The organism is uncultured Mucilaginibacter sp., from assembly GCF_903913935.1.
Taxonomy (GTDB): Bacteria; Bacteroidota; Bacteroidia; order Sphingobacteriales; family Sphingobacteriaceae; genus Mucilaginibacter.
Map to the genome: position 1 here is coordinate 1 of NZ_CAIWNH010000591.1, position 13141 is coordinate 13141.

Consider the following 13141-nt stretch of genomic DNA (forward strand, 5'->3'; position numbering starts at 1 on the left):
AGCAAAAAACAAAAAATAAAACTACGATAGGTTTCATCACAACTAAACAACAAAGAAAATGAAAAAGTTAGCATTATTATCAGCAATAGCAATAAGCGGTTTTATGATTAACACTGCAAATGCGCAAATCGGTGTACGTGTAGGTATTGGTTTTGCTCCTCAAAGGGCCATATATGCCACTTATCCTGCTGCAGTTCAAACCCCGGTTAATGAAGACGGGGACGACTATTATTACCTGCCTGATTTAGGTGTATACTATAACGTTACTGACCAGGATTATGTATATTTTGATGGCAACGAATGGGTGACTGCCGAATACCTGCCAGGTGCATACCGCGACTATGATTGGAGAAACGCCCGCAGGTTTGAAGTAAGAGCCTACCGTCCATACATGCACGATGATGTTTACAGGTCAAGATACGAGGGTAATCGCTTTGAAGGATGGGCGCATCGTGATGGTGACCGTTTCGACGGGGGATATGCAAACAGGGATGGCTACAGGAATTTTGACAGGGACAATTACCGGTATAACCAACCCGCGCAATACAACAGGGATAACGATCATCGTTTCGATGGCGACCGCAGGGCCTTTAACCAACCAGTTCAGGATCGCAGGGATAACAGGGGCTTTGGTAACCGCGACCAGGGTTTCAACAGGCAGCCTGTAACACAAAACCGGGATTATAACCGCGGGTTTGACAACAGGGGGCAGGGATCTGATAATCGTGGGAATGACCGGAAATACGGAAATGATAACAGGAACCAGGGAGCTGACAACCGCCAGAACGACCGGAACCGTGGAAACGATAACAGGGGTGGGGACGCACAATACGGCCAAAATACTCGTCAAAACGGGAATGGCGGCCACAGAATGGCAAAGTTTTAAACAAGGATTGTCGAATAGTTTTATATAGTGAAAGGGGCTGCCGTAAGGCGGCCTTTTTTTGTCTGTCTGAACCGGGATTTAATGGATTTTCGGATGACCACGATGCAGATTTGAAAAATGTATTGCCCGCCTTAATCAGTTAAATCCCAAAATCAGTTTAATCCCGGTTCTTACCAAATTAATACTTACTTGCACTGTTTAGCAGATCAATAGCATCGCTGTTTAGCGTGAGCTCGGTTGATTTGACAAGTTCATCCAATTGCTTTACGGTAGTAGCACTGGCAATTGGCGCTGTAATACCGGGCCTGGCCATGATCCATGCAAGGGCAACAGCGGCCTCGCTCATATTCAATTCAGCGGCAACCTTATCAAGGGCCGCTAAAATTTTATATCCGCGCGGGTTAAGCATACTTTTTACGCCAGCGCCCCGGCTGCTTTGCGACAGGTCGTTTTCTGACCGGTATTTGCCAGTTAAAAATCCACTGGCAAGCGAGTAATAGCTGATCACGCCAATGTTTCTTTCCCTGCAAACCGGCTCATACTCTTTTTCATAACCTTCCCGTGCATACAGGTTATACTCGGGCTGCATGCACTGGTAAGCGGCAAGGTTATTGTCCTTACTCACTTGTAAGGTATCTTTTAATCTTTCTCCTGAAATATTTGACGCACCAATAGCTTTTACTTTTCCTTGTTTTATGAGGTCGTCAAAGGTTTCCAGTGTTTCTAAAAGTGTGGTATGAGGGTCATCCTCGTGCGACTGATACAGGTCGATGTAGTCTGTTTGCAGCCTTTTCAATGATGCTTCAACAGCTTCTGTAATGTATTTTCGCGACAACCCTTTTTTATCAGAACCCATCGGTTTACCAACTTTTGTGGCGATGATCACTTTCTCCCGTTTGCCCGATTTCTTCAACCAGTTGCCGATGATGGTTTCGGATTCGCCACCTTTATTTCCTGCTCCCCAGGTAGAATAAACATCAGCAGTGTCAATCAAATCGAAACCTGCATCAACAAAGCCATCAAGGATAGTGAAAGATTGTTTTTCATCTATTGTCCATCCAAATACGTTTGACCCTAATGCAAATGGCGCTATTTTTATGCCGGAGCTTCCTATTTCGCGTTTTTCCATAATTATTTTATTATCTAACCGCCTATTTTTTCTGCTAATTCATCAATCCATGAACTTAAAAAGGGCTCGGTGCCTTCAATCCGCTGCCAGTCACCATCCGCGTCTTTGGCGATCACCAGGTGCAGGCTCCCGTCTATCGATTTAAATTCCCAGGCGCTGCCATCATCATTCATTTGGTCTGCTATTCCGTCAATCGGTGAATCAGGGCCGGTCAGTGTTGTTTCAAATTGCTTTTTCATGTTTAGATTTTCATTTAATAACAGCTATTACCGTTTAGTGTTTGATTGTTGCACATCTAAATAAATTGATTCTATCTTTACTTCGTGGAAAATGTCAAACCCGATTCGAAGATATTGATTGAAGTGGTACAAACCAAAATGCCGTATGGGAAATATAAGGGAACACCCATTTGTGATCTGCCCGTTTATTACCTTGAATGGTTGCATAGCAGGGGACTGCCACCGGGCAAATTGGGTATGTTGCTTGCAACAGCCTTCGAAATTAAAACCAATGGGTTACAGGTTATATTAAACAAGATCAAGCAGTCGCTGAGGTAGGTTATAATGGTATGATAAGTTTTTAAACTTCTACAACACTTAAAACTTTTACAACCTTTTCAACTTAATTGTAAGGTTTTTATCCAGGCAGCGACTAACCACCAAAATAACAAACAATTACGTGCACATGACCATCCGTTACATGGTAGTCAGCGTATATTCAATGATCAAATTTAGAATGATATGAAACGAATTATTTTGTATGTAGCCTGCAGCTTTTTTTTTGCGGGATGCGCTTTGGGACAAGCCGGCAATGACTTTGCAACCTTACCAAAACCAAAACCCGGTGAAGAAGTCGCCACTTTTGGCGGTGGTTGTTTCTGGAGCATGAGCGAAGCGATGTCTGAACTAAAAGGGGTAAACAAAGTTATCTCCGGTTATGCCGGTGGTACCACCCGGAACCCAAGCTATGAAGATGTAAGCTCACGCACAACCGGCCATGCCGAATGTGTGCAGGTGTACTATGACCCGAAAGTGATCAGTTATGCAACGCTGGCACATGCTTTCTTTTTTGCCCATGATCCAACTGAACTTAACCGGCAGGGCCCTGACGAAGGTACAGATTACAGGTCTATTGCTTTTTATCGTAGCCCAATAGAAAAAGAGATCTTGCTAAATACGATAAAACAGGTCAATGCATCGAAGCATTACCCTGATCCGATAGTAACCCAGGTAATATCGTTCAGTGTTTTTTATCCTGCTGAAAAATATCACCAGGGATACTATAGGCTGCATGGCGATAACCCTTATATCGGCGCGGTATCAGAACCAAAGGTCATGAAATTCAGGAAAGCAGAAAAAGCTGAATTAAAGCCGGAGTTTCAGCAAAATTAAATATCAGAGATATTAGTTGCGAAGGGCAATAAGTTCAATAAACGGACTTATTGCCCTTTATGAGTAAAAATTCCTATTATATTTTCTGTTTGATGCAACTTAATATTGGGAAACTAAGTCTATTATCTAAACTTAATTAAAGGAGATGAAAACTTACTTACTACTATTGTCTATTGCATGCCAAAGTTGTGTCGCTTTAGGGCAGGATTGGAATAAATCGCCCTACGAAACAAAGTCATTGGCAAATGATGCCATCAAAAATGTTTATGTAAAAACATCTGGCGGCAGTATTACTGTTAGCGGAGCCCCCCGTGAAGCGGCAAGGGTTGAAATTTACGTTCATGGTAATAATAATAGTGACCTTACCAGGGAAGAAATTAAAAAACGCCTTGAAGCCGATTATCAACTTGAGGTTTCTGTAAGCAACAACGAAGTGCATGCCTTTGCAAAAAGAAAACATGAAGGCGGTTTTAACTGGGATTGGAGAAGGCAGCTTAGTATCAGCTTTAAGATCTATGTGCCAAAAGCGGTAAATACACACCTTGAAACCAGTGGTGGAAGTATTCATTTGGATAATTTATCCGGCAATGAAAATTTCAGCACCAGCGGCGGTAGCTTACATCTTAATGCACTTGCAGGTATAATTAAAGGCGAAACATCAGGTGGCAGTATTGAAGTTTCAAACTCAGCCGATGACATTAACCTGGAAACCAGCGGCGGGAGTATCAAAGCAATGGATTGCCATGGAAAAATAAGGCTCGAAACCTCCGGTGGCTCATTACACCTCCAGGATTTAAAGGGAGAGATCCATGCTGAAACCAGCGGCGGCAGCATCCACGCAGATAATATAGAAGGTGAATTAATTACTGGTACATCTGGCGGAAGTGTTGACCTTACCCGCATGGCCTGCAGCCTGCAAGCCGAAACAAGCGGCGGCAGCATGAATGTAGATATGGCCCGCATAGGCAAATATGTAAAACTGGATGTTAGCGGCGGTCATGTTACCCTGCGATTACCGGCAAAGCAAGGCCTTGATCTTAACCTTTCTGCCAACAGGATCAGCAAACCCGACCTGAGCGGCTTTAGCGGCGAGTGGGAAAAAGATCATGTACGTGGTAAATTAAACGGCGGCGGTATTCCTGTTAATGTAGATGCAAGCGGGCACCTGGATATCAGCTTTAATTAGTCGGTAAAAAATAGAAACAAAATGGGGTTAGGACGTTTCAAATAGTCCTTGCCCCATTTTTATTTTCGGTATAATTTAGGTGGCGGAATTTCTAAACCTAATCTCTAATCTCCAGCCTCAAATCGCTAAACTAAACTGTATCACAACCGTACACCTGTGTTACACCTTCGAACAGTTCGTATATTTTAACTATTGTTATCTTGTTGATATTTAATTATTTAATGTTTTGGTATGCGTTTTATTATCAATAATTACTAACAAGCTTATGATAAGAAACTATATTAAAATCGCCTGGCGCAATATTATCCGCCACAAAGGATATTCAGTTATTAACATTGCGGGTTTAACCGTTGGCATTGCCGCCTGCCTGCTCATATTTGTGGTAGTACAATACGAGTTGAGTTTTGATACTTTTCAACCAGGGTTTAAGCAGATTTACCGTATTACTACAGTAACAGAAAGCGAGGGTACAAATAGCTATAATCCTGGCGTATCCGTACCAGCGGTGGATTTGCTGCGGCTCCGGTTTCCGCAAGCCATCGTTGCTCCAATGGAAACCAGTTACGGCAGCCAGGTTACAGTGCCGGCAAGTACCGGAAGTCCTACAGATGACAAAAAATTTATCGAAAACCTGGGGGTAATGTTCCTGCAGCCGCAATTTTTCCAGGTAATTAATTTTCATTGGCTGGCAGGCAGGCCTGATGTACTGAAAGAACCCAATATGGTGGTGCTCGATAAAAGCAGTGCGAACAAATATTTCGGCGATTGGAAGCAAGCGGTGGGGAAAACACTGGGGCTTGATAATGTATTAAATCTGAAAGTTGCAGGAATTATAGCGGATGCACCTGCAAACTCAGATTTCGGACTGAAAGTAGTGATTTCCTATCCCACCTTAAAACTTTATCCGAAAGAATATCGGTATTTTGATAACTGGAATACGCTCGGGAGCAATCATATGGTTTTTATAAAATTCCCTGCAAATTTTTCGGAAACAACTATAAACACGCAGTTGGCGGCTATGTCAGAAAAACAATTTGATAATAGCAAAAAGGTGCATAAACGGCACTTTGAAGCACAGCCGTTGTCTTCGTTGCATTTTGATAAACAATACGATCCGCTGGGAGACCATGTTACCAGCAAGACGACAGTAAGGACACTTTCACTAATCGCTTTTTTGATTATTGTTATGGCGTCGATAAACTTCATTAACCTGGCAACAGCGCAATCCGTAGGACGATCGAAAGAAGTGGGTATTCGAAAAGTTTTGGGGAGCAGCAGGCCGCAGCTGATTACGCAAGTATTTGGGGAAACAACCATTATTGTGCTCCTAGCTGTATCATTATCGTTATTTGTTGCCGAGGCAGGACTACCTTATTTAAAAAATATCGCGAGTGTCCCCGATAAGATAGGTATTTTCAACACCGGCACTTTGCTTTTTTTATCGATCGTTGCTTTATCGGTTATATTATTGTCAGGCATTTACCCGGCCCTGGTAGTATCCGGATTTAAACCCGCCCTGGCATTAAAAAATAAAATTACTGCGGCCTCGGTTGGCGGCATACCACTTCGCAGGGGGCTTGTTGTTTTACAGTTTTCTATCTCTCAACTGCTCATTATTGGTACTGTTATCGCCGTCAAACAAATGAATTTTGTTAATAGCGCCGACCTCGGCTTTGATAAAACAGCAATATTGGTTATTTCGAATAATACCGATAGTATTAGCCTGCGGCGCATGGTTGCCTTTAAGCAGGCGGTGCTGGCGTATCCTGGCGTGCAGGCGGCTACATTTGCTTCGGACGTACCTTCGTCAGAAAACAACAGTTCAACGAATTTTAATTTTGATCATCATAAAAAAGATCCCGGTTTTGATTTATTTATGAAAATAGGGGATGCCGATTACTTTAAAACCTTTGGGCTTCGGTTTGTAGCTGGTAAAGGCTACGATGTAAGCGATACAATGAGGCAGGTAGTAGTAAATGAAACCCTGGTTAGGAAATTAGGCCTAAGCCGTTTTGAAGACGCTATTGGCAAAACTATTAGCGTTGGTAACGGTATTTGGGTGCCAATTACCGGCGTTGTGGAAGATTTTAAAACAAACTCCATGCGCGAGTCGGTTAAACCGATTGCCATCTATCCTTACAAGGTATTTGAATCGGAAGTCGACGTTAAAATAAAAATCAGCAACCTTACGTCAACTGTGGCATCTGTACAAAAGTTGTGGGAGCATAGCTATCCTGAGTATGCTTACAATGGCTTTTTTTTGGATGACAGTATTGCGAAATTTTATGATCAGGAGAACCAATTGGCCCTGGTGTTCAAGATTTTTGCTGTTATAGCAATTTTTATTTCGTGCCTCGGGTTATACGGCCTGGTTTCATTTATGGCAGTGCAGCGAACAAAGGAAGTGGGTATCCGCAAGGTGTTGGGTGCGTCAGTGGCCAGCATTGTATATCTGTTCTCCAAAGAGTTTATAGTACTAATTATCATATCATTTATTATCGCTACGCCATTGGGCTGGTATTTTATGAGCAATTGGCTGCAAAGCTTTGCCTACCGTATCAACATGAGTACCTGGATATTTATTGATGCGATTGCCGCTTCGCTCTTGATTGGGTGGCTTACGGTTGGCTATAAAGCTATACGCGCAGCTTTAGTTAACCCGGTGAAGAGCCTGAGGTCAGAGTGATTAGAGAATAGCAAAAAAGCTACGAACAATGACAGCGCAAATTAATGACCTAATGACAGCGCAGCGAGATGACTAATGACGAAACTAAATCACTAATTCAATAATTGATTTAACCATGATAAAGAACTATCTTAAAATCGCCTGGCGGAACATCTTGAAAAACAAGATTTTTTCGGGGATCAACATTATCGGCCTTTCTGTTGGGATGGCAGCCTGTATTGTGATCATGTTGTTTGTATCGTACGAAAAGAGCTTCGATAATTTTCATACAAAAAACATTTACCGCCTAAACGAGGTTCAAACCATAGGCGCGCAGGGAGCCACACAAAAAGTAGCCTTGTCCATGTTCCCGATGGGGCCGACACTGAAACAGGAATTTCCTGAAATAAAAAACTTTACCAGGGTACATTGGGTAAATAAATACCAGCTAACACAAAACACTAAAAAGATCTTTCTGCCACAGGCCTTCTTCGTTGACTCTACTTTCCTCAGGATCTTTGATTTTAAAATAGTAAAAGGTGAGGGGCAAAGCGCGTTGTTAAAGCCACATAGCGCTTTAATTACTGAGGAGACCGCAAAAAAACTATTCGGTGATGCTGACCCGATAGGTAAGATTATTACCCATTATGGCGATGACACTACCGTATTTGCGGTAAAAGGTGTATTAGCTAATATACCCGGCAACTCCCAGTTAAAATTCGATGCTTTGTTTTCATTCAGCAGTATTTATCAACCATGGATGTTTACCAATTGGGGTGGTAACTGGCTCGACACCTTCTTCGAACTGGCTCCCGGAACACATGCTGCAGCCCTCGATGCCAAATTTCCGGCATATTTAAAAAGACACCTTAAAGGCGATGGTTGGAAATATTATAAACTATTTACCCTGCCTTTGAAAGATGTACACGCCAACTCCGCAGATATCGGCCTTGATTATATTAATTACCAAAAATTCGATAAAAAATCCACCAACCTGTTTGCTATAATTGCGCTGATTGTTTTGGTAATAGCCTGTGTTAATTTCATTAATCTCTCGACGGCGCGTTCTGCAGAAAGGGCTAAAGAAGTTGGGATCCGTAAATCAATAGGGGCTCACCGATTCCAGCTTGCATTTCAGTTTTTGGGCGAAACTGTTTTAATTGCTTTGATGGCGCTCGTATTCGCTGTTGTTTTAGTTGAACTGGCATTGCCATATATCAATAACCTTAGTGACAGGCAGATTCCATTTCATCTGTTCAGCAGCATAAAGGTTTTGTTGATCGTGCTAGGCGGAACAGTTTTTATTGGAATAGTTTCAGGAATTTACCCTGCTATTTACTTATCATCTTTCCAGGCCTCAAGGGTTTTAAAAGGCTTGGTTCAAGTTGGAAAAAATAAAGGTTTATTGCGCAGTATACTGGTAGTTACTCAATTTGCCAGTGCAATTTTCCTAATGATAGCCACGGTATTTGTATTAAAACAGCTGAGGTTTATGCAGGAACAGGATCCGGGATATAATCGCGATCAAATTGTGAACATTCCGCTGGACGGGATCACTACAAAGAAATACGATTTGTTCAAGAGTGAATTATCGGGTAACACGCTGATTGCCGGAGTAACTGCTTCGCGGGATATTTTAGGCAGTCATCTGGACCAGACCGGGGTTACCTTCATGCCATCCTTCGGGCCAAAGCAAGATCTAGGTACAACTTTGTTGGTGGTTGACACCGACTACCTTAACCTTTATAAAATTAAATTAGCGGCAGGTAAAAACTTCTCGCGTGACAAAATAGCCGACTTCAGGCAATATATTGTTAATGAAGCATTGGCGAAAGAGTTGCTAAAAGATTTTCCTAAGAAGCCTTTATCATCATTAGTCGGCCAGAAATTTGGATTTGATTCCTTAGGGACAATAACAGGGGTCGCAAAAAATTTCAATTTTAATTCGCTGCAATATAAAATTGAGCCAATGTTTTTAGTGAGCGCAACACACTCCGGATTCAGGGATATCTCCGTTAAGATTAATGGCCATAACACTACGGCTGCACTTGCCATCATTAAATCAAAATGGGAGAGTGTTTACCCGGATTATCCCTTTGAATACCAATTTCTGGATGATCATTTTAATGAAGTTTACAAAGCCGACAACCAGGTGAGCCAGATAGTGGGCATACTGGCCGGGCTGGCTATTTTTATATCTTGTTTGGGTTTATTTGGACTTGCTTCTCATTCAGCCGAGAAAAGGGTAAAGGAGATTGGGGTGAGGAAGGTGTTGGGAGCTTCTGTACAAAATATAACCTTATTGTTGTCCGGAAATTTCCTCGCACTGGTCTTAATTGCAAACTTGTTTGCATGGCCGGGGGCCTGGTTCGCTGTGCATCATTGGCTACAGGATTACGCTTATCGCATAGACATTCAATGGTGGGTATTTTTGATAGCTGGCACAGTCTCCTTGCTTATTGCTTTTTGCACTGTTAGTTTCCAATCTATTAAGGCTGCCATTGCCAATCCTGTTAAAAGTTTGCGGAGCGAGTAGAATGTCTGAATCAGAATTTACAGAATTATTGGATTATCAGAATTAAACTGTTTAAGATTTAATAAATTCTATAATTCTGTAAATTCTGATTCTGACAATTGTATCATTAACGTACGCTTCCTGTTACAATAGCGGACAGTATTTAACAAGGGTTTAATTTGTAAGTGATTGATAGTTATAGAGATAATAGTTTGGTATATTATTGATATAGATGTATTATAATGATGCGGATATTGAAAACGGTTAAATACTTATTTTTAAATTAGCAATTCGAGGAATTTCGGATGTTCGATGTCGGATTTAATTTGAAAAAGTATCGGACTTTAAATCAATAATTCAATCATTCACTAATTCAATAATTAAAACACATGTTATCATTACAGCACGTATCAAAATATTACCAGGTTGGCGGAAATAAAAACTTCGTACTAAACGATATTAACCTTGAGATTGATGAAGGCGAATTTATATCGATCATGGGCCCCTCCGGCTCGGGTAAATCAACACTTTTAAATGTTATCGGGATGCTGGATGAGCCAACAGACGGTTACCACTATTTTGTTGGTAATGCAGTTCATCAGCTTAAAGAGAAACAGCGGTCCGCTTTATATAAACAGTATATCGGCTTTGTTTTCCAGGCCTACCACTTAATTGATGAGCTGACCGTTTACGAAAATATCGAAACCCCGCTAATTTACCAGGATTATAAAAGCAGCGAGCGTAAAGCCATGGTTGCTGATATCCTCGATCGTTTCCAGATCGTTGGCAAAAAAGACCTTTTTCCGGCACAGTTATCCGGTGGTCAGCAGCAACTGGTAGGGATTGCCCGCGCGCTTATTTCAAAACCAAAATTATTACTGGCAGATGAACCGACCGGCAACCTGAACTCTAAACAGGGTGAGGAGATCATGACACTGTTCCGTAAACTGAACAAGGAAGACGGAGTTACCATCATACAAGTAACCCATTCTGAAAAAAATGCAGAGTATGGTTCGCGTATCATTGACCTGCTTGACGGTAAAATCTCATCCTCAAGAAAATTCTGAACTACAAATTAATAGAACACGATAAAATGCGATTTAGTAAATATTATTTAACACTACTTCTTTTAACCGCCGGTGTTTTGGCGCATGCACAACAGGATTCGGTGATCACGCTGCAACAATGCCTTGATATCGCCATAAAAAATAATTTAAGTGTGAAACAGGCATCTGTTACTGCTGAACAGGCGCACATTGGCCTTAACCAGGCAAAAGATAACCTGATCCCGTACATTAGCGGAGGCGCCAACCGTAACCTCACCTCCGGCCGTGCCTTAAACCCGGTAACCAATGCCTACATTACACAATCAGTTACTTCTGATAATTATAATTTAAGCGGTAGTGTTACTGTGTTTAATGGGCTTGCGCTTCAAAGTGCAATCAAGCAAGCATCTTTAGCCTATCAATCAGGCAAAATGGCTTACCAGGCCGCAAAAGACCTGGTTACCGTAAATGTAATAACCAATTACTTACTGGTATTGGATGCGAAAGAATTATTAAAACAGAATGAAAGCCAGCTAGCCGTTGCAAAAGAAAATCTCGACATTGCCGCTACCAAAGAAAATTATGGTGCAAATACAACAGCATCAACCTTTTCTGATTTAAAAGGCGCCTATGCCGGCAGTAAAGTAAACGTTGTACAGGGCCAAAATTCATTGAATGCTGCCAAATTAAGTTTGTACCAGTTAATGAATATTCCATATAATAAAAATGTGGAGTTGCAACCATTAACGGCGCAGGACCTGGTAGGTGATAAAGACGTGAATGCTGAACAGGTTTATGAAACTGCTCTGCAGCAGCTTGCTACAGTTAAAGCTGCCACTTTGATGCGCCAGAGCGCCGAAAAAGGAGTCCAATATGCCAGGGGTCTTTTATACCCTTCATTATTTTTGGCCGGCGGAATAGGTACAAATTATTCAAACTTAAATACGCAGACTTACTATAGCCAGTTTAGGAATAATTATGGAACTGATATTGAAATAGGCTTGAATATCCCCATTTTTACTAACCATGTGAAAAAGAATGCAGTAGCGCTTGCCAAACTTAATTTGTTGAACTATGAATATATTGAGGAGGGGACGAAGGTACAGGTGAAACAAAGTGTGGAGACCGCCTGGAGTAATATGATGGCCGCCTATAATCGTTACAACGCCTTGCAGGATGAAGCAAATGCCTATGCCGAAAGTTACCGGGTTCAAAAGATACGGTTTGACGCCGGGGTAATCACATCAGATCTGTTTTTGATTGCAAAAGGCAATATGGACGCCGCTGAATTAAACTTGATTGCCGCACACTACGACTATATTATATACAGCAAAATACTGGATTACTACCAGGGCAAATTAACCCAATAAAATATTTTCAACATTGATTTGGATTGTTAAATAATTATTTAATTTTATCATAGAAAATAAGATGTCCGGCCCACCATTAAGCTTGCTTTTTGCCTGGGCCGGATTCCTAATTTTTTAGGGGTGGCGAACACATTAAATACTGCAAAATATAATATTTCCCCAGGTGTTTAGTTATTAGTATTATCTTCTTAAACTATTAAAATAACCTCCTATGAAAAAAATTATCCTTTCCATTATTGTTTTTGTAGTAACTATCAGCCTTGCATCGGCCCAAATTTTACCAACTTTCCAGATCGGGTTAAAAGCAGGTGCAAATCTCTCAAGCCTTAACTCAACTGCAACCGAAACATTTAGCGGTAGTAACCGGGCGGGTTATTTAGCAGGTATTTGGGCGCGTTTTGGCGCGGTAGGTTTTAATTTTCAGCCCGAAATGTATTTAACCTCTAAGGATGTCGATGTAACGTCATCAAATGGAGGAGTAACCACAGCTAAGTTTACAAGTATTGATGTGCCCTTGTTATTTGGTGGCAAATTCGGCGCTTTAGGTATTGGGGGCCGGTTTTATACCGGGCCTGTAATATCATTTACCATTGATAAAAACCAGAGCTTCAACTCTGCTGCTGGCAAGGTGTTTTCACTTAATTACCAGGATCAAAATTTCGCATGGCAGTTTGGCACCGGTTTGGATATTAAAAGGATCTCGGTTGATTTGCGGTATGAAGCTGGTATCACCAAGCAAACTTACGACGGCAGGCAAACAAGAATCAGTTTGTTTAACCTGAGTTTGGCTTATAGCTTAGTTAAGCTGTAAAGAGAGTTGCCTTGTTATTTTTGATAGGCTAAAGACTGCCGCAAATCAGGCTTTTTGCATTATTATGTTGGCTTTCGTTCTGATTATTTTGTATTATATTTTACAAACAAAGTGTCAATTTAGTATTATACTTATTGTAAAG

Annotated in this window: 11 protein-coding genes; 9 read left to right on the plus strand and 2 right to left on the minus strand. The window is 41.4% G+C overall.

Annotation, left to right across the window (positions count from 1 at the left end; translation table 11 throughout):
* Positions 1-58: 58 nt before the first annotated feature.
* Positions 59-886, plus strand: coding sequence for a hypothetical protein (locus QZY09_RS24085; protein WP_295677101.1), 828 nt, complete (start codon positions 59-61; stop codon positions 884-886).
* 178 nt (positions 887-1064) lie between these two features.
* Here the strand turns inward: QZY09_RS24085 and QZY09_RS24090 are convergent, their stop codons facing one another.
* Together QZY09_RS24090 and QZY09_RS24095 are read right to left on the minus strand one after the other, a co-directional pair.
* Positions 1065-2015 (minus strand): aldo/keto reductase, encoded by a 951-nt coding sequence (locus QZY09_RS24090; RefSeq protein WP_295677103.1) that lies wholly within the window; start codon positions 2013-2015, stop codon positions 1065-1067.
* Positions 2016-2029: 14 nt separating this feature from the next.
* Positions 2030-2254 carry a hypothetical protein gene (locus tag QZY09_RS24095; protein WP_295677105.1) on the minus strand — a complete coding sequence of 75 codons (225 nt, stop codon included), beginning with the start codon at positions 2252-2254 and terminating at the stop codon, positions 2030-2032.
* Between the two features lie 84 nt (positions 2255-2338).
* Here QZY09_RS24095 and QZY09_RS24100 point away from each other — a divergent pair, with 84 nt between their 5' ends.
* From QZY09_RS24100 to QZY09_RS24135, 8 genes are all read left to right on the plus strand, one after another.
* Positions 2339-2572 carry a DUF3820 family protein gene (locus QZY09_RS24100; RefSeq protein ID WP_096352311.1) on the plus strand — a complete coding sequence of 78 codons (234 nt, stop codon included), beginning with the start codon at positions 2339-2341 and terminating at the stop codon, positions 2570-2572.
* A 183-nt stretch (positions 2573-2755) separates the two neighbouring features.
* Complete coding sequence (gene msrA / locus QZY09_RS24105; protein WP_295677108.1) at positions 2756-3406, plus strand: peptide-methionine (S)-S-oxide reductase MsrA; 651 nt, start codon at positions 2756-2758, stop codon at positions 3404-3406.
* Positions 3407-3551: 145 nt separating this feature from the next.
* On the plus strand, positions 3552-4592 hold the full coding sequence (locus QZY09_RS24110; RefSeq protein ID WP_295677110.1) for a DUF4097 family beta strand repeat-containing protein: 1041 nt from the start codon (positions 3552-3554) through the stop codon (positions 4590-4592).
* Positions 4593-4857: 265 nt separating this feature from the next.
* Positions 4858-7278 carry an ABC transporter permease gene (locus QZY09_RS24115; RefSeq protein WP_295677112.1) on the plus strand — a complete coding sequence of 807 codons (2421 nt, stop codon included), beginning with the start codon at positions 4858-4860 and terminating at the stop codon, positions 7276-7278.
* Positions 7279-7393: 115 nt separating this feature from the next.
* Entirely contained in the window at positions 7394-9793 is a 2400-nt protein-coding gene (locus QZY09_RS24120) for an ABC transporter permease (protein ID WP_295677114.1), read from the plus strand.
* A 368-nt stretch (positions 9794-10161) separates the two neighbouring features.
* Positions 10162-10839: an ABC transporter ATP-binding protein gene (locus tag QZY09_RS24125; RefSeq protein ID WP_295677116.1), complete on the plus strand. Its 678-nt coding sequence runs from the start codon at positions 10162-10164 to the stop codon at positions 10837-10839.
* A gap of 26 nt (positions 10840-10865) precedes the next feature.
* Positions 10866-12188, plus strand: coding sequence for a TolC family protein (locus tag QZY09_RS24130; RefSeq protein WP_295677118.1), 1323 nt, complete (start codon positions 10866-10868; stop codon positions 12186-12188).
* A 211-nt stretch (positions 12189-12399) separates the two neighbouring features.
* A complete protein-coding gene (locus QZY09_RS24135; RefSeq protein ID WP_295677120.1) occupies positions 12400-12999 on the plus strand; it encodes an outer membrane beta-barrel protein in 600 nt (199 codons plus the stop codon).
* Positions 13000-13141 lie beyond the last annotated feature (142 nt).

Bases quoted from the DNA above. Each gene is read 5' to 3' on its own strand.
- QZY09_RS24120 (WP_295677114.1), top strand. From the start codon at position 7,394: ATGATAAAGAACTATCTTAAAATCGCCTGGCGGAACATCTTGAAAAAC.
- QZY09_RS24085 (WP_295677101.1), top strand. From the start codon at position 59: ATGAAAAAGTTAGCATTATTATCAGCAATAGCAATAAGCGGTTTTATG.
- msrA (WP_295677108.1), top strand. From the start codon at position 2,756: ATGAAACGAATTATTTTGTATGTAGCCTGCAGCTTTTTTTTTGCGGGA.
- QZY09_RS24110 (WP_295677110.1), top strand. From the start codon at position 3,552: ATGAAAACTTACTTACTACTATTGTCTATTGCATGCCAAAGTTGTGTC.
- QZY09_RS24090 (WP_295677103.1), bottom strand. From the start codon at position 2,015: ATGGAAAAACGCGAAATAGGAAGCTCCGGCATAAAAATAGCGCCATTT.
- QZY09_RS24130 (WP_295677118.1), top strand. From the start codon at position 10,866: ATGCGATTTAGTAAATATTATTTAACACTACTTCTTTTAACCGCCGGT.
- QZY09_RS24135 (WP_295677120.1), top strand. From the start codon at position 12,400: ATGAAAAAAATTATCCTTTCCATTATTGTTTTTGTAGTAACTATCAGC.
- QZY09_RS24115 (WP_295677112.1), top strand. From the start codon at position 4,858: ATGATAAGAAACTATATTAAAATCGCCTGGCGCAATATTATCCGCCAC.
- QZY09_RS24125 (WP_295677116.1), top strand. From the start codon at position 10,162: ATGTTATCATTACAGCACGTATCAAAATATTACCAGGTTGGCGGAAAT.
- QZY09_RS24095 (WP_295677105.1), bottom strand. From the start codon at position 2,254: ATGAAAAAGCAATTTGAAACAACACTGACCGGCCCTGATTCACCGATT.